This is a genomic window from Kosakonia sp. MUSA4, assembly GCF_013085925.1.
Taxonomy (GTDB): Bacteria; Pseudomonadota; Gammaproteobacteria; order Enterobacterales; family Enterobacteriaceae; genus Kosakonia; species Kosakonia sacchari_B.
In genome coordinates this window covers 5160999-5185859 of sequence record NZ_CP025697.1, presented here as the reverse complement: position 1 = coordinate 5185859, position 24861 = coordinate 5160999, and the positions used below count along the sequence as shown (strand labels likewise).

The following is a 24861-nucleotide window of genomic DNA, read 5'->3' as shown; positions in this document are numbered from 1 at the left end:
TGTGCTGGTAAATTAGCCTTTTTCTGTATATTCATGGCGCAGTAAGCCAAACAGCCAGTCGTTATGCCACGCTCCCGCCAGCCACCAGGCCTCCCGCAGTTCGCCTTCCAGTACAAACCCTGTTTTTTCCAGTAAGCGGCGCGAAGCCAGATTCCCGGCGGTGACTGTAGCGACCAGCCGACGAATACCGCCCTGGTTAAACGCGTAATGACACAGGGCGGTGAGCGATTCCTGACCGTAGCCTTTGCCCTGCGCTTCAGGGGCGAACAGGAAGCCCACTTCGGCACAATCAATATCCCGATGGATATAGCCCGTCACGCCCAGCGGAGTATCGGTGGCGTTATCGCGTACCAGCAGACAGAGCCAGTGTGTGCTACCGGGTTGCCAGGCGACCAGACGCGAGTCAAAGGCTTCGCGAATCTCCTGTTCGGTACGGGCATCAGAGATGTAGCGCATGACATCGGGGTGCTGTTGCAGCGCGAGAAAGAAAGGCCAGTCGTCTTCAACCATCGGCGAACAGGTCAATCTGGGGGTATGAAATATAAGCATGACGAATGTCTCCGGCCGTTTTTTTACGCGTTGAAACCAGTATCACTGATCATAATCCCTAAGTGGTCTATCTTTTAACTACACGTAATTAAAGAAAAAATTAAGCGCTAACACTGGCCAGATAATTATTTCTTCAGTTGTACTTAAAGGAAAATAATGACAAGTAACGCCCCTGTTAATACGGGTGAACAGTTTGAGAAATGCATTGCCGTGATTCGCCAGGCGTCCGTCGAAATTCTGTTATTACTGAATGTCCGTTTCGACGAGGGTAAAGATCCGCGCTGGTTTTTAGAACAACTTGATATTGCGCGTCTGAGCATGGGTGGCTGGGGCGCGGTGGCTAAACGACTAAAACTCAACGATGCGGAATTAACACAGTTCACTTTGCAGCTCCGCCACTTGCAGCAGCTTGTCCCGCGCTATGAGAGCGGGCAGAACGTGACGGAAAATCAACTGATTGCCGCGCTCCGCTTTGTTAGCGCGCTGGAAAATCTGCGAACCCGGCAGCCGCTACTCAGTTACAGCACATCGCTAAAAGTGGAGGAGAGCCAGCAGCAGCGCGGTCAGCAGCAACTGCGCGCGCTGGAGATGATGATCACCTCGCTGGTGGCGCAGGCCTGGCCGGATACGGAGCGGCTGCGTAACCATTTGAAAACGCAGTTTGGCGCCGATCATGTGCGCCGCTGGCTGCGGTTGGGCGATCGCAACGATATTTTGAGCGGGATGCGCTTTAGCGAGCTGGCGTTACTGCTGGTGGATAAAAAAGAGTTCAGCCAGCATTACGCCCGTTTGTTTAACGATAACGCGGTATTAAACCTGTATCTGGAAACGCGTAAAACGTTGCACACGTTCCTCGATGATGTGCGACACATGCGCGCTTTGGTCGTGGCGGGACAGCCGCTGACCTCCAATCAGCTCAGTTTACTGAATAGCTACTATCCGCAGATTACGGGACCGGTACAAAGCGCATGGGAAGAGGGGCGCACCACAACCAATCCCGCCGAAATATTGCGCGAGGCGGGCGATAATTTAGACGCTTTCTGGGAGCAGGCGCGAAAAAAAGACCGCGCCGCAGGAGGTGATGCGATGCCAATGCGTGACAGTATCGACAGACCGGCTAAACGCCCGGTACGTAGCCGCGAAGAGCGCGAGCAGCTGTTTGTCAGCGTGTTATGGGGTTCAGTGGGCGTGGTGGCGCTAATCGTGGCGATTGGTGGGTTCTGGCTGTTCCTCAGTGATGTTCAGGCACCGATGGTGCACGGAAGCGGCATTACGGTGCCCATTTCGCAGGATAAGGAAAAAATCTCGCCGAAAGAGGAGCTGAGCCGCATGGGGCTGCCGCGCGACGAGAACAACTTCCGCTCGGCAATCGATCGTAACGATACGCGCGTGGTGTCGCTGTTTTTGCGTACCGGAATGAACTGGAAACTGTCGTGGACGGAGCAGGCGGTGGAGGCCAATCATATTGAGGTGCTGGATATGCTGCTGCGTTACCGGATTCAAATGGATGAGAATCGCCCCTGCCGTCGGTTTATCAGCACGTTGACCCATGAAATGGCGACAAATAACAAGGGGTTGTCATCGATCAGCAAAAGTTATTTGCGGGCATTTTGCACCATAAAACCGGTGGTTGAGCGTCAGCGTTATGAGATGGAACAGGCGCAGTTGCGTTACCAGGCAGAGCCGAATGACGAAAACCGTAAGTGGGCGGATATTCAGACCGCCATTTATAACGCCATCGATTAAGGTGGCCTGATAAGCGAAGCGCCATCGGGCGTTGAACCCGATGGCGCAATTGACGAAGCTCGGCGAGCGTTACGGCTCGCCGTACAGCCCGATTAACCGGCGTACCACGCCGTTTGTCCAGCCGAAACCGTCCTGCAGCGGGTATTCACCCCCGCCCCCTTCGCGCGGCGTGCTGCTGGCAATGTGGTACTTCTCGATCAGCTTGTGGTGATTCTGGTAGTAGTGATTCACCGTTTGCAGCCAACTGCGGGCGATCTCGTCCCCCAGCGCGTCGTTACCGTAAAGCTTAAAGCCCTGCACCGCCATCCACTGTAACGGCGCCCAGCCGTTGGGTTTATCCCACTGTTCGCCGGTTTCATATTCCGTTGCCAGAATACCGCCCGGTGTGAGCAGGCGATTTTTCACTGATTCCGCCAGCCGATCCGCCTGCTCATGCGTTGCCATACCGACATACAGCGGCACGATACTGGCGGCGGAGAACAGCGCCATCTCTTCACGGCGCCAGTCGTAATCGCGGTAGCAGCCATTCTCCTCATCCCACAGATAGCGGTTAACCGCCGCGCGGCGATCGCTCGCTTTCTGGCGGAATTCCGCTTCACGCTCGCGGTCGCCCTTCAGCCCGGAAATATTGGCGATCGCGCTTTCCAGTTTGAACAAAAAGGCGTTCAAATCGATGGGAATAAACTGCGTGGTGCGAATGCTCGCCAGCCGGTGCGCGTCACGCAGCCAGCGGGAGGAGTAATCCCAGCCGGAGGCGGCACCTGCGCGCAGGTCGCGATAAACTTCATTCGCCGGGCGGCCGGAGTGGCGGGCGGTTTCCACGTCCTCCAGCCAGGATTCGTCTCGCGGCGTATCGCGATCGTCCCAGTAACGGTTAAGCAGCGAACCGTCCGGCATCCGCACAACATGGCGGTAAGCCTGGTTCAGCACCAGCGATTCAGCGCCATCCATCCAGAAGGCGTACTCCATCAGCAGATGCTCAAGGTAGCGCCGCGCGCCGCGCACGCCATCCTCTTCAAACAGCTCCACCATCAGAGCGAAAACAGGTGGCTGCGAACGGCTCAGATAGTAAGTGCGGTTGCCGTTCGGAATATGGCCGTAGCGTTCGATCATCCACGCAAAGTTATCGGCCATACAGCGCAGCAGGTCGTCGCGGCCGCTTTCCGCTAGCCCCAGCATGGTGAAGTAAGAGTCCCAGTAGTAGGTCTCTCTGAATCGACCGCCTGGCACAATGTACGACTGCGGCAGCGCCAGCAGCGACGACCACGGAATGTGATCCTGCGGCTCGCGGGTCAGCACTGGCCACAGATTGTCGATATGCTCTTTCAGCGAATGCTCCGGATTGGAGACATACTCTTTGGTCGTGTTTTCCGGCAGCCAGAAATGCGCTTTCACGAACTGTTTCAGGTCGAACTCGGGTTTGCGTTTGATTTTGCGATAGCGAATCAGAATGTCGAGCGGATCCCGTTTCGGCGCACAGTCGGGGAAGGTTTTGCTATCGGCAAAGAGACGTGACGACTGCACGTGTTCAAACAATTCAAGGTAACGATCGGCAGGCGTCAGCGCATCGGACGCCGGTAGCCCTTCGATCATTTCGGGTTCCGGCTCCGCTTCAATCATTTCATCCAGTTTTAACTCGCACGGATCGGTTTCATAGAGAAGCTCTTCTTCGATGATAAACTCGACGTTTTCTGCGCTTTGTAGTTTCTGGTTGAACATAGTGGCTCTGGCCTCCGGATGTCGTCGTAAAAAATGACGGGTGTGTCCCGGCTATCTATAAAGCGTAGACTTTCGCTTCGATCTCTGGGGGATGAAATGTGCGTTAGATCACGTTTTGTTTCCCGCTGTGCGAAAGCAGAAATTAAGCAACTTATTGATTAATTTTATTAAAATTGCAAAACGAATCGAATAACGCAGCGGCGGCTTTCAGAGTAATCAATTTGCAACGATTTATGAATAATCGCCCCTGCATGCTTACATTGCCCGGAAGCCCCATGACGATGGAGAGAGAACCCGTGAATTTCGCCACTATTACGTTAGAGCAATGTCTGGATATTCGCCAGGCGGTACTGTGGCCGCATCTTGAGCGCAATGCTTCACGCGTGGAGGGCGATGAAAGCGCCGCACATTTTGGCGTGCTGTTCAATGCTCAGGTGGTGAGTTGCCTGTCGGTGTTCATCATCGGCGAGCAGCGTTGTCAGATCCGCAAATTCGCCACCTTGCAGGCCTGGCAGCAGCAGGGGTTTGGCGGTTTTCTGTTTCAGTCGGTGCTGGATAAGTTGATGCAGGACGGGGTGAAAACGGTCACGCTGGACGCCAGAACCTCGGCGGCAGGGTTTTATACGCGCTTCGGTTTTACCCCTGAGGGTGAGACGTTTTATAAAAAAGAGGTGCAGTACATTCGGATGTCGCGCACGCTGTAAAACACCCGACGGCATTCACCGCCGGGCTGTGGATCAACGCGGGATTTGCTGGGTAATGCAGTGAATATTACCGCCACCGAGCAGAATTTCGCGCGCCGGAACGCCAGTGATGACGAAATCCGGGAACATCTCCTCAAACAGCGCCTGCGCCGCGCCATCGGTGGCCGGGTGCAACTGCGGATAGATAATCTGCTGGTTGCTGACCAGATAGTTGACGTAGGAACCCGCCAGACGATTGCCTTCGTGGCGCTCAATCGCCGTGCCTTTTTCCACATCATTGGTCTCTGCTGCGCTGGCGTACAGCGCTGGCGGCGACGGGATTTTCCACACTTTCAGCGTGCGACCCTGCGCATCTTTGGTGTTTTCCAGCACCTGCAACGCCGCCGCGGAGCGGGCGTACTGCGGGTCATTCTGGTCATCAGTCCAGTGCAGCGCCACTTCGCCGGGGCGCACGAAGCAGCACATGTTGTCGATGTGACCGTCAGTCTCATCGTTAAACACGCCTTCCGGCAACCAGATGATCTGCGACACGCCAAGATAATCGCGCAGTTGTTGCTCGATTTCCGCTTGGCTCAGATTCGGGTTGCGGTTCGGGTTCAGCAGACACTCGGCGGTGGTCAGCAGAGTGCCTTCACCGTCAACGTGGATGGAGCCGCCTTCCAGCACTAAATCCGTGTTGTAGCATGGCATTTGGTGGTAATTCGCCACCTGGCCTGCCACTAACTGATCGCGATCCCAGCTTGCATAAAGCCCGCCGTTCAGACCGCCCCAGGCGTTGAACGTCCAGCTAATACCGCGCTGTTCGCCTGCCTGATTCAGTACGACGGTCGGGCCGGTATCACGCATCCAGGCGTCGTCGCTCTCCATTTCAACCAGCGTAACTTCCGCTGGCATGGTGCCGCGCGCTTTCGCCATTTCGGCCGCAGGAACGCCCATGATGACTGGTGTATTGCGGGAAATTGCTTTTGCCACGGCCGCAAACGCCTGCTGGGCTGGTGCGGCATTGGCGCGCCAGTTATCGGTGCGATAAGGCCAGATCATCCACACAGCCTGATGCGGTGCCCACTCTGCCGGCATTGCGAACCCGTCTTTTACGGGCGTGGTCAGCTGCGCCATCGCTTAGCTCCTCACGCTGCCATCAGAGGTCGCAATCGCGCCGTACATGTTCGGGCGGCGGTCGCGGAACAGTCCCCAGGAGGCGCGCTGTGCGGCAACGGCATCCAGATCGAAGGTGTGCACCAGCACTGCTTCGTCGGTTTTATTGGCCTGCGCCACCAGTTCACCGGTCTGATCGGCGATGAATGAGGAGCCGTAGAAGGTCATTTCCAGGCCTTCAATGTATTTACTGGCTTCGGTGCCGATACGGTTCGAAGCGATCACCGGAATGACGTTGGCGGCGGCGTGGCCCTGCTGAACGCGGGTCCAGTGCGGCTGGCTGTCGATATCCGGATAGGCCGGTTCAGAGCCGATCGCGGTCGGGTAGAAGATCAGCTCTGCGCCCTGCAATGCCAGGCAACGCGCGGTTTCCGGGAACCACTGATCCCAGCAAATACCGACGCCGATTTTTGCGTAGCGGGTGTTCCAGACTTTGAATCCGGTATCGCCAGGGATGAAGAACTGTTTTTCCTGGTAAGCCGGACCGTTCGGAATATGGGTTTTACGGTAGGTGTCCAGCACGCTGCCGTCGGCATCGATCATCACCAGCGAGTTGTAGTAAGCGTTATTGCATTTTTCGAACAGGCTCAGCGGCAGTACCACTTCCAGCTCTTTTGCCAGCGCGGAGAAATGCTTAATCAGCGGGCTGGTCGCCACTTCCTGTGCCAGTGCGTAGTGCTCCGGGCTCTGATCAATGCAGAAATAAGGGGCTGCAAAAAGCTCCTGAATCAGGATCACCTGCGCGCCCTGGCGGTGCGCTTCGCGAACTAAACGTTCCGCGTTCTGTACGTTTTTTTCCAGTTCCCAGGTGCAAGCCATCTGGGTCGCGGCAACAGTTACATTTCTCATCAATTCTCTCCCGTTGGTCTCGGTTCAGACAGTGCAAATTATCCGCACTTATTTTGCTGCAAACTATAGCAACGATCTTCGTTATGCATAAAATGTATTGTTATCATGAAAACATGAAAAAGGTGCATAGTGGTAGTCGATCTGAATTTGCTGCGGCTGGTGCCGATCCTGGCGAAAGAGAAAAACGTGACCCGGGCGGCGCAGAAGGCCAATCTTTCACAATCTGCGTTTAGCCATGCGTTGAACCGTTTGCGCGAGCAGCTCAAAGATGAAATGTTTATCCGCACGCGCAACGGCATGGAGCCGACGCCGTACGCGGCGATGATGATCCCGGTGATTGAGAATGCGCTCAGCAAGCTGGATACCGCCACGCGCGGGCCCAGCCACTTCGATCCTGCCCGCGATGCGCATACTTTTTACATCGGCGCGGTGGATTACTTCGAATTTATGTTTATGCCGGTGCTGACCGCCCGTTTTAAAACCATCGCCCCGAATGTGCGGCTGTCGGTCGATATTCTTTCGGAAACCATCAAGGTTGAACGGGTAGAAAAAGGGCAACTCGACGCGTTTATCGGCGTTGATACCGTGCAGCATATTCCGCACTACTTTAATCGACACCCGCTGATTTCCGACCATTTCGTGGCGATCGCTTCCGTGGAGCGTACCGATTTGCCGGACACCCTGACGCTTAAACATCTGGTCAGCGAGTCACAGATCCATTTACCGGCGGTCAGCTCTGGCGCAGATCATATTGATAGCTGGCTGCTGTCGCAGCATCTCTACCGTCCGCTGGCGACGGTAGTGCAAAGTTATGCTGTCGGAGGACGCGTGGCCGTCGCGACCGGTTATTTGATGTGCGTTCCGTTCCGTATTGCCCAGGAGCTGGCAAAGATGTTGCCGCTGCGCATCATGGCGCTGCCCGACGGCGCGCCATCTTACGATTTACTGCTGCTTACCCATCGGCTTTATGATTATCAGCCTGCGGTGCAGTGGCTGATCAATGAGTTGAAGGCGGTGCGGGTTTAGATGAAAACGTTATTAATTCGCCATCCGCAAACCGAGTGGAACCGCGCCGGAATTATCCAGGGGCGGCTCGACAGCCCGTGGACGCCGCGCGGGCAGGAAGAGTGCAACGCACTGATTGCCGGGTTAAAGGCCGAGGGGGTAACGCCTGGGGCTGTTATCTCCTCTCCGGCGGGCAGAGCACAGCAGATGGCGGCGCGAATAGCCGGGCATTTCGCCTGTGATTTTCAGTTGCACGACGCGCTACAGGAGCAGCATTTTGGCGAGCTTGAAGGCCGCAGTCTAAGCGAAATACAGTGCGCATATCCGCCGTTTATCGACGATGAACATTTCCGTCCGCCGCAGGGCGAATCGTTGGCAGCGGCGGCGCAGCGGCTGCTCACTTTCCTGAACAGGTTGCCGGATGTTTGCTCGCAGGAAACGGTGGCGCTGGTATCGCATGGTCATGTGATTCAGGCAGTTATCGCGCAACTGATGGAAAATTCACTGAGCAATGTCGCGCGTTACCACCATCCGAATGCCAGCTTTTCGCTGCTGACGGTAGACGAGCAAGCTTGCCGGGTAATGCGCTGGGGAATCGCCAGCCATTTATTGACGCTGCCCGCGTGATACGTTTCGCGATGCGGCTTACTTCTTAAAAAAAGGGTGATTTTCTGCATTAGCGACATTGGTGAAAAAAAGAAGCCCCGCTTGGGGCTTCTCTGGCGTGTCGTTTTTACCGCTGATGCTTAGCGCATCGTGACAAACTCTTCTGCCGCCGTCGGGTGAATGGCGACGGTGTTGTCGAAGTCTTTTTTGGTGGCGCCCATCTTCAGCGCAACCGCAAAGCCCTGCAACATCTCGTCCATGCCGGAACCGATACCGTGGATACCGACGATTTTCTCTTCCGGGCCGACGCAGACCAGTTTCATGCGGCACGGCTGGCGGTGAGAGGTGACGGCGGTATACATCGCGGTGAACGACGATTTATAGATTTTCACCTGATCGTCGCCGTACTGCTCACGCGCCTGCGGCTCGGTTAAACCTACGGTGCCAATCGGCGGGTGGCTGAACACAACGGTAGGAATGTTGTTGTAGTCGAGATGTTCATCCGGCTTGTTGTTAAACAGGCGTTCGGAGAGACGGCGACCAGCGGCAACGGCAACCGGCGTCAGTTCTACCGCACCGGTGTTATCGCCCACCGCGTAAATCCCCGGCACGCTGGTGTTCTGGAACTTATCAACGTCGATATACCCTTTGTCATTGGTTTTCACACCCGTGGCAGCAAGGTTGAAGTTATCGGTCGCCGGTTCACGGCCAATCGCCCAGATCAGGCAATCAACGGTTTGCGAGCGGCCATCTTCCAGCGTGATGGTCAGGCTGCCGTCGGCGTTTTTCACCACCGTTTTCGGTATCGCGTGGGTATGCAGCGTCGGGCCTTCCGCCGCCATCACTTCGACCAGCGTTTCGGTGATCAGCGGATCGAAGTTGCGCAGCGGCGCATGCTTACGCACGAACAGGTGCGTTTCAGCGCCAAGACCGTTCACCACGCCCGCCAGCTCAACGGCGATGTACCCTGCGCCAACAATGGCAACGCGTTTTGGCAGCGCGGGCAGGGCGAAGAAACCATCGGAATCAATACCGTATTCCACGCCCGGAATATCCGGGTGGCTCGGACGGCCGCCGGTGGCGATCAGGATATGATCGGCGGTGATCGTTTCGCCGTTCACTTCCACGGTTTTGGCATCAACAAAACGGGCAAAACCACGGATCACATCGACGTTATTTTTACCCAGCACGTTTTCGTACGAGGTATGGATACGGTCGATGTAAGCGCTACGGCTGGCAACCAGTTTGCTCCAGTCGAAATGGTTGACGGTGGTGTCAAAGCCGTAGTCCGGGCCATAGAGATGTATGGCTTCGGCGATCTGTGCGGCGTGCCACATCACTTTTTTCGGAACACAACCCACGTTCACACAGGTACCGCCAAGCTCTTTGGCCTCAATCAGCGCGCATTTTTGACCGTACATGGCTGCACGGTTGATCGATGCAATACCGCCGCTGCCGCCGCCAATGGCGATGTAGTCGTAATGTTTGCTCATGGTTTTTTCCTTAATCCTGAACGAAGTCGAAAATTGTCGCGATTGTAACGCGCAATCCGAAAGGTTCCACCGATGGCTGCGATTACTCCGGGACGATCTGGTGAACCAGCGTGTGCCCGGTACCGGCAGGCACCAGCTTGCTGTGCAACCACGGCAGCAGATTGTTCATCTGCGCTTCCAGCTTCCACGGCGGGTTAATGACGATCATGCCGGAAGCCGTCATGCCGCGCTGATCGCTGTCCGGTCGCACGGCCAGTTCAATTTGCAGAATATTGCGGATGCCGGTCTCTTCCAGATCGCGCAGCATGCGTTTGATCTGCTGGCGCAGCACCACCGGATACCACAGCGCGTAAACGCCGGTGGCAAAACGTTTATGGCCTTCCTGAATACCGCTCACCACTGCCTGATAATCGGTTTTAATCTCATACGGCGGGTCGATAAGGATCAGGCCACGGCGGGAAACCGGCGGCAGTTTGGCCTTCAATTGCTGATAACCGTCGGCGCGTGCAACGCGGGCGCGGCTGTCTTTCTGAAACTCCTGGCGCAGCAGCGGGTAATCGCTCGGGTGCAGCTCGGTTAATTGCAGGCTGTCCTGCTCGCGCAGCAATTCACGGGCAATCAGCGGTGAACCCGGGTAATAGCGCAGTTGCTCACCGCGGTTGAAGTGGCGCACTGCATTCATGTACGGCTCAAGCTCGGCCGGTAAATCGTCCTGCTGCCAGATGCGGGCGATGCCTTCCAGATATTCGCCCGTGCGCTCCGCATGTTCACCAGAAAGCTGATAGCGCCCGGCACCCGCATGAGTGTCGAGATAGAGAAACGGTTTCTCTTTTTCTTTCAGCGCTTCGATGATCAGGCTCTGAACGGTGTGTTTAAGGACGTCGGCATGGTTGCCAGCGTGAAAGCTGTGGCGATAACTGAGCATGGGGACTGAGATTCCGGAAAATAAACGAGATTCTGCACAGTTTACCGTAGATTGCCGCAGATTACCGCTGCACCGCAGGCTTGTTTCATTTCAGCGGAAAAGGTTTCAAAACATAACGGTGTCATTAAAGTGTCAAACTGCCGCGCTAGCGTCGGGTTCAGGCAAGGTAATCGTTTGAATAAAAGGATAAAAAATGAAAATCTGTCTCACTCTTTTAACTGCCGCGCTGCTGTTGGCTAACCAGGCGATGGCAAAAGATATTCCGCTGGTGCAGGCGCGTGACATCGCCAATACCACCACGCCAGCCTCGGACAGCCAGGCGTATGTTGCGCTGGAAGCACAATCACTGGCCGGGCTGCGCCAGGCCTTGCAGGGTAACGCGGCGGCGCTAACCCGCGATCAACTGGAGCACTCCGCGCAGAGCGCTAAACAGGCGGACAGCGCCTGGCTGAAGGCGCGCGATTATGATTTCCAGACCAAAGCGAATCAGCAGGCGGGTATCGCGCTGCTCGCCAGTTTTAGCGCTCTGCCAAAGCCGGTGCTGGATGCCAACCTGCATACCGTTGAGGCAATTAACCGCGATGCCACGCAGGGTTTGCGCCGCCAGGCGCTGGCTGATGCTGAGGGGATCAGCTATCTCTATTTTATTGCCGATGCGCTGGGGCCAAAACTGGGCACCGCTTTTCTCACCGCCTATGACAAAGGCGAGTTAGGCAAAGCGGCAGCGTTAATCAAAGCCAGCGAAGTGAGCACCGGCGCGGCGAAAAAACATTTCGACTATAAGCGCCCGTTCCTGATCCAGAACAACAGCATCCACCTGGTGCCGGACGACGTGGTAGTGAAGGATAACAAAGCTTATACCGCGGATGGCGGCTCGTTCCCCAGCGGTCATACCAATACCGGTTATACCGATTCGCTGCTGATGGCGGAGATGATCCCGGAACGTTTTGACGCACTGCTGTCGCGCGGCGCGCGTTACGGTTATTCCCGCGTGGTGCTGGGTGTGCACTATCCGCTGGATGTCATCGGTTCAAGGATGGTGGCGGAGCGTAACGTCGCGCATTACCTGAATGATGCGAAATACCGCGCCCTGTTTAATGAAGCCCGCGACCAGCTCCGTGCCGCGCTGGAAAAAGAGTGCGGCACGTCGCTTGCGCAATGTGCGCAGAGTGCCGGGAAATACGATCCGTATCGCGACCCGGCGATGCGCGATTTCTACCGTTTCACCATGACGTACGATTTGCCGCAGCAGAAAGGGGCAGAGAAAAAACTGAAAGTACCGGAAGGGGCTGATGTGCTTCTGGAAGCAGCGTTGCCGAATCTTTCCGCCAGCCAGCGCCGTGCGCTGATGGTGAAAACGGCGATACCGGCGGGTTACCCGCTCTCTGGCAATAACGATGAACAGAGCTTCTGGCAGCGCCTGAACCTGTCTGCGGCCTATGAGATGGCGCATAAATCCCGCTGAGGTTTGCGTGTGTGATGCCCGGCGAGCGCAATGCCGCCGGGCGTTTTCTTCGTTGTTGCTTATTGCAGCGATACCCTGGCACGCGTAGCGCGCGGGATTGAAATCTGCGGGACTTGGCCCCATTCTTAACCAATACCTCATACCAAGGACTGCGCTATGACCAACCCATTATTGACGCCTTTTGTGCTCCCCCCCTTTTCTAAAATTCTTCCTGAGCATGTTGTTCCTGCGGTGACCAAAGCGCTGGACGACTGCCGGAGCGCAGTGGAACGCGTTGTTGCGCAGGGCGGTCCCTACACCTGGGACACGCTTTGTCAGCCGCTGGCTGAAGTGGACGATCGCCTTGGCCGTCTCTTCTCGCCGGTCAGCCATCTGAATTCAGTGAAAAACAGCCCGGAACTGCGCGAAGCGTATGAACAAACGCTGCCGCTGCTGTCGGAGTACAGCACCTGGGTCGGGCAGAACGAAGGGCTGTACAACGCCTATCGCGATCTGCGTGACGGCCCGCATTACGCGGCGCTGAGCGTGGCGGAGAAAAAATCTGTAGATAACGCGCTGCGCGACTTCAAACTGTCGGGCATCGGCCTGCCAAAAGAGAAACAGCAGCGCTATGGCGAAATCGCCTCACGTCTCTCTGAACTGGGCAACCTCTATAGCAACAATGTGCTTGATGCCACTATGGGCTGGAGCAAGCTGGTTACTGACGAAGCTGAACTCCCCGGCATGCCGGAAAGCGCCTTAGCGGCGGCGAAAGCGCAGGCAGAAGCCAAAGAGCAGCAAGGCTGGTTGCTGACGCTGGATATCCCGAGCTATCTGCCGGTGATGACCTATTGCGATAACCAGGCACTGCGTGAAGAGATGTACCGCGCTTACAGCACCCGCGCTTCCGATCAGGGGCCGAATGCGGGCAAGTGGGACAACAGCCCGATCATGGCCGAGATCCTCGCGCTGCGTCACGAGCTGGCGCAACTGCTCGGTTTTGAAAGCTATGCCTTTAAATCACTGGCCACCAAAATGGCGGAAAACCCGGCGCAGGTGCTGGAATTCTTGACCGATCTCGCCAAACGCGCGCGTCCGCAGGGCGAAAAAGAGCTGGCACAACTGCGCGCCTTCGCGAAAGCCGAATTCGGCGTTGATGAGCTGCAACCGTGGGATATCGGTTACTACAGCGAAAAACAGAAGCAGCACCTCTACAGCATCAGCGATGAGCAACTGCGTCCGTACTTCCCGGAAAACCGCGCGGTGAACGGCCTGTTTGAAGTGGTGAAACGTATTTACGGCATCACCGCCAAAGAGCGCAAGGATATTGATGTCTGGCATCCGGACGTGCGTTTCTTCGAGCTTTACGATGAGAGCAACGAGCTGCGCGGCAGCTTTTATCTTGATCTTTATGCCCGCGAGAACAAACGTGGCGGCGCGTGGATGGATGACTGCGTTGGCCAGATGCGCCGCGCCGACGGTTCGCTGCAAAAACCCGTCGCGTACCTCACCTGTAACTTTAACCGCCCGGTCAACGGCAAACCGGCGCTGTTCACCCATGACGAAGTGATCACCCTGTTCCATGAATTTGGTCACGGCCTGCACCATATGCTGACGCGCGTTGAAACCGCCGGTGTGGCAGGGATCAGCGGTGTGCCGTGGGATGCGGTCGAGCTGCCGAGCCAGTTTATGGAAAACTGGTGCTGGGAACCGGAAGCGCTGGCGTTTATCTCCGGCCATTATGAAACCGGCGAGCCGCTGCCGCAGGAGCTACTGGACAAAATGCTGGCGGCGAAAAACTACCAGGCGGCGATGTTTATCCTGCGCCAGCTGGAGTTCGGCCTGTTCGACTTCCGCCTGCACGCCGAATTCAGCCCGGAGCAGGGGGCGAAAATCCTCGAAACGCTGGCCGAAATCAAACGTCAGGTCGCCGTGGTGCCGGGGCCGTCGTGGGGTCGCTTCCCGCATGCTTTCAGCCATATCTTCGCGGGCGGATATGCGGCGGGTTATTACAGCTATCTGTGGGCCGATGTGCTGGCGGCAGATGCCTTCTCCCGCTTTGAAGAAGAGGGCATTTTCAACCGTGAAACCGGGCAGTCGTTCCTTGATAACATCCTGACCCGTGGTGGCTCGGAAGAGCCGATGGAGCTGTTCAAACGCTTCCGTGGTCGCGAGCCGCAGATTGACGCCATGCTTGAGCATTACGGTATCGAAGGCTGATGCAGTGAAAATCTGTTTGCTGGATGAAACAGGCGCCGGAGACGGCGCCTTATCTGTTCTTGCGGCCCGCTTCGGGCTGGAACCGGATAACGACAACCTGATGGCGCTGGTGTTAACGCCGACGCATCTGGAACTGCGTAAGCGCGATGAGCCGAAACTGGGCGGCATCTTTGTCGATTTTATTGCGGGCGGTATGGCGCACCGGCGTAAGTTTGGCGGTGGTCGCGGTGAAGCCGTCGCCAAAGCGGTTGGCATCAAAGGCAGCTATTTACCGGAGGTGGTGGATGCCACGGCAGGGCTGGGTCGCGATGCGTTTGTGCTGGCGTCGGTGGGTTGCCGAGTGCGGATGCTGGAGCGTAACCCGGTCGTTGCTGCGCTGCTGGAGGATGGTCTTCATCGCGGCTATGCCGATGCGGAAATCGGCCCGTGGCTGCGCGAGCGGCTGCAACTGATTCACGCTTCCAGTCTGACGAGCCTGGCGGATATCACGCCGCGCCCGCAGGTGGTTTATCTCGATCCGATGTTTCCGCATAAGCAAAAAAGCGCGCTGGTGAAGAAGGAGATGCGGGTATTCCAGTCGCTGGTTGGTCCGGATCTCGACGCCGACGGTTTGCTGGAGCCTGCGCGCAAGCTTGCCATCAAGCGCGTGGTGGTGAAGCGCCCGGATTACGCGCCGCCGCTGGCCGGTATCGCCACGCAATCGGCGGTAGTGACCAAAAGCCATCGTTTCGATATCTACCCCGGTTCCGGGGAATAAAAAAGCCCGGTCGCGTTGCGCGTACCGGGCTATGTTCAGGCTAGCGGCTATTCGTTAGCGGGAATCTCAATCTTCTTCTTCATCCCGCAGCGGGACAATCAGCATATCAACGTGAACCGTGTTGATAAGCTGGCGCGCGGAGGACATCAGTTTGCTCCAGAAATCCTGGTGATGGCCGCACACCACCAAATCCATATCGTATTTTTTAATCGCATCAACCAGTACCTGGCCCAGGTCGCCGCTGCCGCTCAGGGTTTCGGTGATCGGATAGCCCGCGTTAGTGGACAGCTCGGTCAGCGCCTGGTGAGTTTCATCAGAAATGCGTTTTTGCATATCGCCGAGATTAACGTCGATAAGACCGGTATAAAGATCGGAGTAGTTTACATCGACATGAATCAGGGAAATCTTCGCGTTGTATGGCCGCGCCATGGATACTGCTTTCTCAACCAGCAATTTGCTTTCGGGGGAGAGATCGACTGCGATGAGGATATGTTTGTAAGCCATAGTGGTACTCCTTCCATAAGTTGTCGATGACCATCGGGGTGGTTGCCCCTGATACAGTTGCACTGCGCCCGCATCCTGCGTTTCACGTGAGCGTAGCGCCCGGCCTTAAGGATCTTTTCAGAAGATATTTCTACCTTATAACGCTCTTTTCACACCGTCAATTAACCTGGATCACGAATCACTTAAGCAATATTTACAGCCAGATGCATTGATGGTGATTAAGCTTGTGGTAAAAAAATAAACGGATCTCCTACACTATAAATAAACCGTACGGAAACAGACGGCGTCCCCCAGTTATCCGCGTAAGGAAATGCGGTCAATTGCGGGACTCCGCCTGTGCTTGTCTTCCCGTCCGGGGATTGGTAACACTATTCGTTGTCAGACTTGGTTGGGTATCCAGGCGCGAGCGTTCCGGAGTCTTTCTCCGCGGGCGATCGCCGGGGAGGGGATATGGTGATCAACACTGTTGCGCTGTTTTGGGCTTTATGTGTGGTGTGTTTGGTTAACATGGCGCGTTATTACTCATCGCTACGCGCGCTGTTAGTGGTACTTCGTGGTTGTGATCCCTTACTCTATCAGTACGTGGATGGCGGCGGCTTTTTTACCGCGCACGGCCAGCCCAGTAAGCAGATGCGTCTGGTTTGGTATATCTATGCCCAGCGCTACCGCGATCACCATGATGACGAATTCATCCGCCGCTGTGAGCGTGTTCGCCGTCAGTTTATTTTGACCAGTTCGCTGTGTGGCCTGGTGGTCATCAGCCTGATTGCGTTGATGATTTGGCATTGAGCGCTGCGCTAATCAGAGAATAAAAAAAACGGGCCAGTTTCCTGACCCGTTTTTTATTGCGCCTGCGCTGCGTTAAATCAGATGCAGCGAGAGCCAGTACAGCACGCCGGACAAAATAATCGAGGCTGGCAGGGTGAAGATCCAGGCCATCAAAATATTGGTCACGGTTTTGCGCTGCAAACCGCCGCCGTCGACAATCATTGTCCCGGCCACGGAAGAGGAGAGCACGTGCGTGGTGGAAACCGGCATCCCGGTATAACTTGCCAGCCCGATAGACACCGCCGCAGTCATCTGCGCGGACATTCCCTGAGCGTAGGTCATACCTTTCTTACCAATTTTCTCGCCGATGGTGGTTGCCACGCGGCGCCAGCCGATCATTGTGCCGATACCTAACGCCAGCGCTACCGCCATGATGATCCAGATTGGCGCATACTCAATGGTGCTCAGCATATCGCCTTTCAGTTTCTTCAGCAGACGCTGATCGTCGGCGCTGATATCCGGCTGCTTCGCCACTTTATCCGTAATATCGGAGAGGCAGAGCATAATACGGCGCAGCTGGCTGCGCTGCTCCAACGGAACCTGCTCGTAGTTTTCGATACCGGTCAGCATCACCTTCGCACGATCCAGCGCCACAATTGCGCGACCCGGATGACAGTGGAACTCGCCAGGCTGCGTGTTCACCTCTTCCGGCGCCGGAATCAGCGGATCAACGCCGGTGGCTTTTTGCAGCAGCGCCGGGTGTTGCTGGAAGTAAGTTTCCACGTTGTTGACGGCATCACGCGTACGAGTGATGTCATAACCTGACGCGTTCATATTCACTACGAAGCCCGCAGGCGCAACGCCAATCAGCACCAGCATAATCAGGCCGATGCCTTTCTGACCATCGTTCGCGCCGTGGGAGAAACTCACGCCAATAGCGGAAAGAATCAAGGCGATACGCGTCCAGAACGGCGGCTTTTTCTTACCATCGATCTTCTCGCGTTCAGCTGGCGTCATATGAATACGCGCGCGTTTTTTGGTATTGCTCCAGTAGCGGCGCAGGATAAATATCAAACCGCCGGCGATCACCAGCCCGACAATCGGCGAAAGAATGAGCGAGGCGAAGATCTCCAGCACTTTCGGGATATTTAATGCATCCACTACTGAAGTACCGGACATCAGCGCATTGGTTAAACCAATACCGATAATCGCGCCAATCAGGGTGTGGGAGCTGGAAGCCGGCAGACCCAGATACCAGGTACCAAGGTTCCAGATAATCGCCGCCAGCAGCATGGAGAAGACCATCGCCAGGCCGTGCGCGGAGCTGACATTCAGCAGTAGATCGGTTGGCAACATATGCACAATCGCATAGGCAACGCTTAACCCACCCAGCAAAACGCCGAAGAAGTTAAATACCGCCGCCATCACCACCGCCAGCTGAGAACGCATAGCGCGTGTATAAATTACGGTTGCCACGGCGTTTGCTGTGTCATGGAAGCCATTGATTGCTTCGTAGAACAGAACAAAGACCAGAGCAAGCAAGAGTAATAACCCGGTATGAAGATCCAGGCCTGCAAACAAATGTAGCATAGACGTTAAGCCATTTTGAGGTCATGAACGCGGCGCATTATCAGGGACATTAGCGGTGTCGGCAAAGTGAAATATGTATTTTTTTTGACATTATTTCTTACATTCCGCTGAAACTTTAAAATTATCGTATATTTTTCAATGCTATGTTGTTTTTAGCTCTCTTCGCGCTGGTGTGACCAGCGTGAACTATTTACAATCCGCCACGATTTTTTTGATGAGGGTGCAGGTGTGGAAAGGTTTGATGCCATTGTTATCGGCGCGGGTGCGGCGGGCATGTTCTGTGCGGCGCTGGCCGGGCAGGCGGGCTGTCGTGTGCTGTTACTGGATAACGGCAAAAAACCAGGGCGTAAAATTCTGATGTCCGGCGGCGGTCGCTGCAATTTCACTAATCTTTATGTCGAACCCGCAGCCTATTTGAGCCAGAACCCGCATTTTTGCAAATCTGCTCTCGCGCGATATACCCAGTGGGATTTTATCGATCTGGTCGGCAAGCACGGTATCGCCTGGCATGAGAAGACGCTGGGACAGCTTTTCTGCGACGACTCGGCGCAACAGATTGTCGATATGCTGGTGGCCGAGTGCGAAAAAGGCAAGGTCACTCAGCGCCTGCGCAGCGAAGTGCTGAGCGTGACGCGCGATGCTCAGGGTTACACGTTGCAACTGAATGGTGACAGCGTGCAGGCCGCAAAGCTGGTTATTGCTTCTGGCGGGTTGTCGATGCCGGGGCTAGGTGCTTCACCGTTTGGCTACAAAATCGCCGAACAGTTCGGCCTGAAAGTGTTGCCGACACGCGCCGGTCTGGTGCCTTTTACTCTGCATAAACCGCTACTGGAGCAGATGCAGGCGCTCTCCGGCGTGTCGGTGCCTTCGGTTATTACCGCTGAAGATGGCACGGTTTTCCGGGAAAATCTGCTCTTTACCCACCGCGGGCTTTCAGGTCCGGCGGTTCTGCAAATTTCCAGCTACTGGCAGCCGGGCGAATTCGTCAGCATTAATCTGTTACCGGAGTGCGATCTGGCAAGCTTGCTGGATGAACAGCGCGAAGCGCACCCGAATCAAAGCCTGAAAAACACGCTGGCGATGCAGTTACCGAAACGGCTGGTCGAATGTTTGCAGCAACTGGAGCAGATCCCGGATGTCACGCTGAAGCAGCTCAACAGTCGCGAACAGGAGTCACTGGTCGAATTACTCACGCACTGGCGCGTACAGCCAAACGGCACGGAAGGGTACCGTACGGCGGAAGTGACGCTGGGCGGCGTTGATACTCACGAACTCTCTTCCCGCACGATGGAAGCCCGCAATGTGCCGGGGCTTTACTTTATCGGCGAAGTGATGGATGTCACCGGCTGGCTGGGCGGTTATAACTTCCAGTGGGCGTGGTCCAGCGCGTGGGCCTGCGCGCAGGCGCTGGCGGAGTAATCTGACGGCGTTGCCAGATGGGTGAATCACACTATTGGGTTCATCCATCACTATCATTTTTGGTGACTTTCAGCCTTCCCTTTAAGACCTTTATATTTCCTGCCTGCTGCCGATAACCTCATCACTACACATCTATTGCGCTACTCCATTTTTGCGCTGACAAAGGAATGAAAATGAAAACGGGCAAGATTCTTCTGCCAGCATTACTGGCCGCGACGTTAAGCAGCCATGCGGCTGACGGGCAGGGCAAAAAAGTCGTTAGCAGCACGGTAAACCCGCTGGTAATGATTCGACTTAACGATCGCATCACGGCAATGAATCACATTGTTTTTGCAGATGGGCAAAACATTAACCGTTGGGACGGCTTCGATTGCTCCACGCAAAAAGCGGTGAAACTGTACTGGGAAATGCTCGACGATAAAGAGGCGGTCGTGCGCCGTTTTTATGGTGATAGCTACGGACGTTACGCCGCGCCCAGCCCGAACAGCGAACTGAATGATGTCGCCGCCAGCCTCTGCAAATCTCCCGGGCTGAAAAATGCCAACTGGGTCTACATTGAAAAAAAATCGCAATATGACACGCCGATCCTGCTGGATACCGCTTCGGTTATCCGCGCTAAAGATCTGTTGATTGCGAAAATCGGCTTCGAATACAACGAGATTCAGTACGATCCGCCGTATGATGCGCCGTACGACATGAAAATCGAAGTACACGCTTATAACTGCGCAACCAATAAAGACAGCGTGCTCGCCGGGCTGGATATGACGCCGGAAGGTTATGTATCCGATAGCCTGAGTGGGAAAGCAGCGCTGCGCCGGGCGGCGGATTTTACCAATACGCCCGCCACTGCTGCGGCGTTTAAGCAGCTATGCGCAATGAGCACACCTTCTGCCTTTAAAGGAGAAGGGGCTTATGTTCCCCAGGTGAAGAAAAAAAGCGTCTCCTCTACGCTTGGCCCGATGCTGCCGGATATGAGCAGCAATTCGCCACAATGGCTGGCGCAATTCCCGCTGCCTGCGGAGATCGACAAACAGGCGCAGCAGCTTGTTAACCCGTGGGCGACGCCGCGCTTCAAAAAAATGCAGTGGACTCTGATCTGGGGGAGTGATGAAGGCGTGCCGATGGAGCTGGATGTTCAACCCAATGGGTTGATGCTGTTGCTGGAAAATTACAACGTGTTTAAGGCGCAGCGCCTGACCCTGGGTAACCTTGGGCAGTTAAAAGGCGGTATCAGCCTGGATAACTCGCCGAGTATCATCAGCGAACTGCACACCAACCTGCGTTTCCCGCTGCATCAGGGACAGAAATTCACCTTTGATACGGTGCTGCCTGCGAAAGGTAAAGCGGGCGACAAAACCGCGATCAACCGCCGTTGCGAAGTGACCGGCAGCGATGAGGCTCGCCAGATCAGCAGCGTACTTACTGGCCGCTACTGGAAAGTCGCATGCGAAACGGAGAGTGACGATAAAGGCGAGAAACAGACGCTGGCCTGGCTTGTCGATTACAACGTCTTTATGCCATTAACGCAGTGGAAAGACGGCGCGGAGCTGCCCGTCACCATCAAAGATCTACAGATAACCCGCTAGCCAATCAACCTGGGCCGAAAGGCTCAGGTTTTCATATCCCAAAGACGCACGATTTATTTGTAGTAACGAAGCAGCTAAAACGGAAATATTTCATTATATTTCCTGTCAGACGCGTCGTTATTTACTGATTGTTTTTATTAATTATTTTTCGAGTATTACTCTTTTTTTTTACTTTTATTTATTCACCGCGTCACTGATTTGGCCGGTTTACGCTCAGTTATCCCGACAACTAAGGCCGCTATTCCGCGAATTGTTTGTTGGCGTTATGTCGCATCATAAGCGATATGCACCATACAAACAGGATTAACCACCATGCCACTAACGACTGAATCAGGCGTTTCGTCGGCGCGATTCCTCGGAATGGCGCCTTTTTTGCGTATGAGTATTGCGGGCGTTGACTTCACCTCCGCCACGCAGGAGATGATCGCGCAGGCGCAAAATGCCCCTGAAGATGCCGTGTTATGGATGAATCTCGCGACCGCGATGATGAGCCTGAAGCACGAAGAACTGGGCCTGCAAATCCAGGCGCAGGCGCTGGATTTGCAGCGCGTTTATCACTGGCCAGCGCGCCAGCCGACAAAATTACGCCTGCTGATGTTGATGGTGCCGGGCAATCTCTCGGCAAATATCCCGCTCGACTGCCTGATGGAAGACAGCGATATCGACCTCATCTACTACTACGTCGATCCGCTGAATGACAATCCGCTGACGGCACCGGTGCCGGAACATGACGTGGTTATGGTGGCGATTGGCGCCAGCGATGAGCAGGAATCCGTGCTTCTGCGTCTTGAATATGCTCTGCGCAACTGGCCAAAACCGGTCCTGAACCCGCCGAAAAACGTCCCGACTTCTGAACGTCATAACGCCAGCCTGCTGCTGCAAAATGTCCCTGGTTTAGTGATTTGTCCGGTGCTGCATGTCTCCCGCCAGGCGCTGCATGATGTCGCTTGTGGTCAGAAAACGCTGGCGGATATCGCCGCCGATCACACCTTCCCGATTATTGTTCGCCCGGTAGGCAGCCACGGTGGTCACGGCCTGCAAAAAATCGACTCTGCCGCTGCTGTTACGGCCTATCTGGAAGAGACGGCCGGAGAGGAATTTTTCGTTTCGCGCTTCGTCGATTACAGCGGCGAAGACGGCCTGTTCCGCAAAATGCGCGTGGTACTGATCGACGGTAAACCGTTCGCCTGCCATATGGGCGTCTCTTCGCACTGGATGATCCACTACGTCAACGNCGGGATGTACGAAGATGCGGACAAACGCGCGCAGGAAGGCCGTTTCTTCAATGAGTTTTCTGACTTTGCTGAGCGTCATCGCGAAGCGCTGAATGCTATCAGCCAGCGTACCGGGCTGGAGTATATCGGCATCGACTGCGCGGAAACGCGCGACGGCGAACTGTTGATTTTTGAAATCGACCCGGCAATGGTTGTTCATGCGATGGACGATGAAGAGATGTTCCCGAATAAGCAAATTCACATGCTGAAAGTGAAAAACGCGATGCGGGAAATGCTGCTTAAGTACGCCGGTCAGGCCCTTTAAAACGATAACTATGACTCAGGAAATAACATGTCATTAAATCCTAACAACACCCTTAATTTCTCCGGCGGGCCGGGCGCATTACCTGACGTCGTATTAAACCAGGTACAGCAGGCTATTATTAATGTCCCGGAAGTGGGCCTGTCGATTCTTGGTATCAGCCATCGCTCCGCATGGTTCGAAAATGTGGTACGCGAAACCGAAAATAATATTCGCACGCTGCTGGGTCTGCCTGCGGATTATCACATTCTGTTTTTACAGGGCGGCGCAACGCAGCAATTCTCGATGGTGCCCATGACTATGCTGCGCGGCAAAAAGCATCCGGCTGAGTATTTCGATACCGGTTACTGGAGCCGCAAAGTGATCACCGAAGCCATGCGCGAAGGGCCGGTACGCGTGATCTGGAGCGGTGAAAAAGAGGGCTACCGTCGTCTGCCGACCGACGAAGAGCTGGATTTCTCCCCGGACGCGCCTTATATCCACTATGTTTCCAACGAAACGGTGGAAGGCTTACAGTTTGATCGCGTGCTGGGTCGTGATGATGTGCCGCGCGTTTGCGATATGTCTTCTGATTTTCTCTCCAAACCGTGTGATGCCGGTAAATTCTCGCTGATTTATGCCCACGCGCAGAAAAACATCGGCCCGGCGGGCGTGACCATCGTCCTGGTTCGCGACAGCGTGGTGCAAAACGGCCCGACTAACCTGCCCGCGTTTCTCGATTATCGCCGTCAGGTGGAAGCGCACTCTAACCTGAATACGCCGCCGGTATTCGCCATTTACGTGGTGATGCTGGTGACCCGCTGGTTGCTGAATGATATTGGCGGTCTGGAAAATATGGCGCGCATCAACCAGCAGAAATCGGCGCTGCTCTACAGCACCATTGATAACAGCGACGGTTTCTATCGTAACTGGGGAGATGCGGCCTTCCGTTCAGATATGAACGCCGCGTTTACACTGCCGACGGCGGCGCTGGAGGATAAATTCCTGCAGGAAGCGGAGCTGGCGGGTTTCTCTGGTCTGACGGGACACCGCGCGATCGGCGGCATCCGTGCCTCGATCTATAACGCGCTGACGCTTGGTGCGGTGGAAAAACTGAGCAACTTTATGGACGATTTCCGTTTCAAACAGCACGGAAAATAAGCCCTCAAGCCATGCGTTGCGCAGTAAGCCAACGCATGGCGACCTCAGTAGCGGCGAAACGACGCCAGCGTATGCAACTGGCGGCTGCGGCCGTCGAAGTTCTCTTCGCGCAGCCAGCCGGTTATCATTGACGAGATCGCTGGCCATTCCCGTAAGGTAATCGAGAACACCGAAATATCCGTCAGATGGCCTTTGCGAATGCGCTTATCCCTTAATACGCCTTCTTTCACAAAGCCAATTCGTTCTGCCGATTTAATTGCTTCCGTATTATAGCTGCTGGTGCGCCATTCACAGCGGCGGTATTTTAATTGATCAAAGAAATAAGCCAGAACCAAATAAAGACTTTCGGTGCTGATGCGCGTCCTTTTCATTAATGGCGTCCAGTTAACGCCGCCAATATCGAAGGAGCCATTTTCCGGATCAAATTTACCGGCATAAAATATCCCTTTTATTTGCTGATCGGCTTTATCCTGTACGGCGTAATAAATTCTTTCTTTGTGTGTAGACAGATTTCTTAAATAGGAATAACAGGCCGTCATATCCTTTGGCCTGACATCCTCAAGGTAGGTCCAGTCGCGATCGTCGTCGATGCTCTGCCATTCCGGGAAGAGGTCTTCGGCGTGATCAACCGCCAGTGGAACAACGTTACAGTATTGACCAGCAAGCGCGACTTTCTCGGGCATCGCCCGTTTTGTCCATTCCGAAAATTCCTGACCAATACGTTGTCCATACTGATTATACGTTTCCATTATTCCCTCCAGTTTAGTACTAATTTAATCCTGCTTAACGACCATTAAATGGGTATTAAATATTCGTAGGGTCTATGCCCTTGGGCATATAATGGCTTAATTTAATATAAGTAAAAAATAAGGATGCGATGGTAATGAAAACGTTATACCGTGTTTCCTGTCGGCTGTCTCATCTTTAATGTGAAAGTGCGAGAATAGGCGAGAAAACGTTATCACTGGTATAGTTTTATCTGTGGTAAATAACATCTATATGACACGTTTCCGCGTGAGTAAATGTCATAAAAATTTCGTATAAGTATTATTTCCAGATTGTGCTACGTGGCTAACCCTCTAAAAATTGGCGGGTTTTCTGGCTTTTAGATACCTGATTAGGACTATTCCTGGCATTTCTTGCGCC

21 protein-coding genes are annotated in these 24861 nt (G+C 54.9%); 12 read left to right on the top strand and 9 right to left on the bottom strand.

Features of this window, described 5'->3' with window-relative positions; genetic code table 11:
• Positions 1 to 12 precede the first annotated feature (12 nt).
• Positions 13 to 549, bottom strand: coding sequence for a GNAT family N-acetyltransferase (locus tag C0557_RS24695; RefSeq protein WP_208662003.1), 537 nt, complete (start codon positions 547 to 549; stop codon positions 13 to 15).
• Between the two features lie 156 nt (positions 550 to 705).
• On the opposite strand from C0557_RS24695, the gene C0557_RS24690 reads away from it, so the two are divergent.
• A complete protein-coding gene (locus C0557_RS24690; protein ID WP_208662001.1) occupies positions 706 to 2295 on the top strand; it encodes an STY4199 family HEPN domain-containing protein in 1590 nt (529 codons plus the stop codon).
• Positions 2296 to 2364: 69 nt separating this feature from the next.
• On the opposite strand, the gene C0557_RS24685 is transcribed toward C0557_RS24690, so the two are convergent.
• A complete protein-coding gene (locus tag C0557_RS24685; protein WP_074776116.1) occupies positions 2365 to 4014 on the bottom strand; it encodes an alpha,alpha-trehalase in 1650 nt (549 codons plus the stop codon).
• A gap of 275 nt (positions 4015 to 4289) precedes the next feature.
• Between C0557_RS24685 and C0557_RS24680 the strand changes: the two genes are divergently transcribed.
• Positions 4290 to 4718, top strand: a complete 429-nt coding sequence (locus tag C0557_RS24680) for a GNAT family N-acetyltransferase (RefSeq protein ID WP_253073761.1) — start codon at positions 4290 to 4292, stop codon at positions 4716 to 4718.
• Between the two features lie 33 nt (positions 4719 to 4751).
• Here C0557_RS24680 and aguA read toward each other — a convergent pair whose 3' ends face one another.
• Together aguA and aguB are read right to left on the bottom strand one after the other, a co-directional pair.
• Complete coding sequence (gene aguA / locus C0557_RS24675) at positions 4752 to 5834, bottom strand: agmatine deiminase (RefSeq protein ID WP_208661999.1); 1083 nt, start codon at positions 5832 to 5834, stop codon at positions 4752 to 4754.
• Positions 5835 to 5837: 3 nt separating this feature from the next.
• A complete protein-coding gene (gene aguB, locus C0557_RS24670; RefSeq protein ID WP_007369608.1) occupies positions 5838 to 6722 on the bottom strand; it encodes an N-carbamoylputrescine amidase in 885 nt (294 codons plus the stop codon).
• A gap of 129 nt (positions 6723 to 6851) precedes the next feature.
• Between aguB and C0557_RS24665 the strand changes: the two genes are divergently transcribed.
• Positions 6852 to 7748: a LysR family transcriptional regulator gene (locus C0557_RS24665; RefSeq protein WP_208661997.1), complete on the top strand. Its 897-nt coding sequence runs from the start codon at positions 6852 to 6854 to the stop codon at positions 7746 to 7748.
• Positions 7749 to 8354: a histidine phosphatase family protein gene (locus C0557_RS24660; RefSeq protein ID WP_208661995.1), complete on the top strand. Its 606-nt coding sequence runs from the start codon at positions 7749 to 7751 to the stop codon at positions 8352 to 8354.
• Between the two features lie 119 nt (positions 8355 to 8473).
• Here the strand turns inward: C0557_RS24660 and gorA are convergent, their stop codons facing one another.
• Entirely contained in the window at positions 8474 to 9826 is a 1353-nt protein-coding gene (gorA, locus tag C0557_RS24655; protein WP_208661993.1) for a glutathione-disulfide reductase, read from the bottom strand.
• An 82-nt stretch (positions 9827 to 9908) separates the two neighbouring features.
• Positions 9909 to 10751 (bottom strand): 23S rRNA (adenine(2030)-N(6))-methyltransferase RlmJ, encoded by an 843-nt coding sequence (locus tag C0557_RS24650; protein WP_043956184.1) that lies wholly within the window; start codon positions 10749 to 10751, stop codon positions 9909 to 9911.
• Positions 10752 to 10944: 193 nt separating this feature from the next.
• Here C0557_RS24650 and C0557_RS24645 point away from each other — a divergent pair, with 193 nt between their 5' ends.
• The 3 genes from C0557_RS24645 (at position 10945) to rsmJ (ending at position 15172) form a co-directional block, all read left to right on the top strand.
• A complete protein-coding gene (locus C0557_RS24645; protein WP_208661991.1) occupies positions 10945 to 12216 on the top strand; it encodes a phosphatase PAP2 family protein in 1272 nt (423 codons plus the stop codon).
• A 156-nt stretch (positions 12217 to 12372) separates the two neighbouring features.
• Positions 12373 to 14415 carry an oligopeptidase A gene (prlC, locus tag C0557_RS24640; RefSeq protein WP_208661989.1) on the top strand — a complete coding sequence of 681 codons (2043 nt, stop codon included), beginning with the start codon at positions 12373 to 12375 and terminating at the stop codon, positions 14413 to 14415.
• Between the two features lie 4 nt (positions 14416 to 14419).
• Entirely contained in the window at positions 14420 to 15172 is a 753-nt protein-coding gene (gene rsmJ, locus C0557_RS24635) for a 16S rRNA (guanine(1516)-N(2))-methyltransferase RsmJ (RefSeq protein WP_208661986.1), read from the top strand.
• A 66-nt stretch (positions 15173 to 15238) separates the two neighbouring features.
• On the opposite strand, the gene uspA is transcribed toward rsmJ, so the two are convergent.
• Complete coding sequence (uspA, locus tag C0557_RS24630; RefSeq protein ID WP_007369617.1) at positions 15239 to 15676, bottom strand: universal stress protein UspA; 438 nt, start codon at positions 15674 to 15676, stop codon at positions 15239 to 15241.
• 453 nt (positions 15677 to 16129) lie between these two features.
• On the opposite strand from uspA, the gene uspB reads away from it, so the two are divergent.
• On the top strand, positions 16130 to 16465 hold the full coding sequence (gene uspB, locus C0557_RS24625) for a universal stress protein UspB (RefSeq protein WP_007369618.1): 336 nt from the start codon (positions 16130 to 16132) through the stop codon (positions 16463 to 16465).
• Positions 16466 to 16537: 72 nt separating this feature from the next.
• Here the strand turns inward: uspB and pitA are convergent, their stop codons facing one another.
• Positions 16538 to 18034 (bottom strand): inorganic phosphate transporter PitA, encoded by a 1497-nt coding sequence (pitA, locus tag C0557_RS24620; RefSeq protein ID WP_208661984.1) that lies wholly within the window; start codon positions 18032 to 18034, stop codon positions 16538 to 16540.
• Positions 18035 to 18262: 228 nt separating this feature from the next.
• Between pitA and C0557_RS24615 the strand changes: the two genes are divergently transcribed.
• The 4 genes from C0557_RS24615 to C0557_RS24600 all read left to right on the top strand — a co-directional run bounded on the left by C0557_RS24615 (position 18263) and on the right by C0557_RS24600 (position 23715).
• A complete protein-coding gene (locus C0557_RS24615) occupies positions 18263 to 19453 on the top strand; it encodes an NAD(P)/FAD-dependent oxidoreductase (RefSeq protein ID WP_208661982.1) in 1191 nt (396 codons plus the stop codon).
• A 173-nt stretch (positions 19454 to 19626) separates the two neighbouring features.
• A complete protein-coding gene (locus C0557_RS24610) occupies positions 19627 to 21039 on the top strand; it encodes a hypothetical protein (RefSeq protein WP_208661980.1) in 1413 nt (470 codons plus the stop codon).
• Between the two features lie 312 nt (positions 21040 to 21351).
• On the top strand, positions 21352 to 22578 hold the full coding sequence (locus tag C0557_RS24605; RefSeq protein ID WP_208661978.1) for a RimK family alpha-L-glutamate ligase: 1227 nt from the start codon (positions 21352 to 21354) through the stop codon (positions 22576 to 22578).
• A gap of 27 nt (positions 22579 to 22605) precedes the next feature.
• Positions 22606 to 23715: a phosphoserine transaminase gene (locus tag C0557_RS24600; protein ID WP_007369623.1), complete on the top strand. Its 1110-nt coding sequence runs from the start codon at positions 22606 to 22608 to the stop codon at positions 23713 to 23715.
• 44 nt (positions 23716 to 23759) lie between these two features.
• On the opposite strand, the gene C0557_RS24595 is transcribed toward C0557_RS24600, so the two are convergent.
• Positions 23760 to 24464 (bottom strand): GNAT family N-acetyltransferase, encoded by a 705-nt coding sequence (locus C0557_RS24595; RefSeq protein ID WP_208661976.1) that lies wholly within the window; start codon positions 24462 to 24464, stop codon positions 23760 to 23762.
• Positions 24465 to 24861: the final 397 nt, after the last annotated feature.

Coding starts and splice junctions, on each gene's coding strand:
- C0557_RS24680 (WP_253073761.1), top strand. CDS start 4,290: ATGACGATGGAGAGAGAACCCGTGAATTTCGCCACTATTACGTTAGAG.
- C0557_RS24685 (WP_074776116.1), bottom strand. CDS start 4,014: ATGTTCAACCAGAAACTACAAAGCGCAGAAAACGTCGAGTTTATCATC.
- C0557_RS24690 (WP_208662001.1), top strand. CDS start 706: ATGACAAGTAACGCCCCTGTTAATACGGGTGAACAGTTTGAGAAATGC.
- C0557_RS24650 (WP_043956184.1), bottom strand. CDS start 10,751: ATGCTCAGTTATCGCCACAGCTTTCACGCTGGCAACCATGCCGACGTC.
- gorA (WP_208661993.1), bottom strand. CDS start 9,826: ATGAGCAAACATTACGACTACATCGCCATTGGCGGCGGCAGCGGCGGT.
- aguA (WP_208661999.1), bottom strand. CDS start 5,834: ATGGCGCAGCTGACCACGCCCGTAAAAGACGGGTTCGCAATGCCGGCA.
- C0557_RS24600 (WP_007369623.1), top strand. CDS start 22,606: ATGTCATTAAATCCTAACAACACCCTTAATTTCTCCGGCGGGCCGGGC.
- uspA (WP_007369617.1), bottom strand. CDS start 15,676: ATGGCTTACAAACATATCCTCATCGCAGTCGATCTCTCCCCCGAAAGC.
- prlC (WP_208661989.1), top strand. CDS start 12,373: ATGACCAACCCATTATTGACGCCTTTTGTGCTCCCCCCCTTTTCTAAA.
- C0557_RS24610 (WP_208661980.1), top strand. CDS start 19,627: ATGAAAACGGGCAAGATTCTTCTGCCAGCATTACTGGCCGCGACGTTA.
- pitA (WP_208661984.1), bottom strand. CDS start 18,034: ATGCTACATTTGTTTGCAGGCCTGGATCTTCATACCGGGTTATTACTC.
- C0557_RS24660 (WP_208661995.1), top strand. CDS start 7,749: ATGAAAACGTTATTAATTCGCCATCCGCAAACCGAGTGGAACCGCGCC.
- aguB (WP_007369608.1), bottom strand. CDS start 6,722: ATGAGAAATGTAACTGTTGCCGCGACCCAGATGGCTTGCACCTGGGAA.
- C0557_RS24595 (WP_208661976.1), bottom strand. CDS start 24,464: ATGGAAACGTATAATCAGTATGGACAACGTATTGGTCAGGAATTTTCG.
- C0557_RS24695 (WP_208662003.1), bottom strand. CDS start 549: ATGCTTATATTTCATACCCCCAGATTGACCTGTTCGCCGATGGTTGAA.
- C0557_RS24645 (WP_208661991.1), top strand. CDS start 10,945: ATGAAAATCTGTCTCACTCTTTTAACTGCCGCGCTGCTGTTGGCTAAC.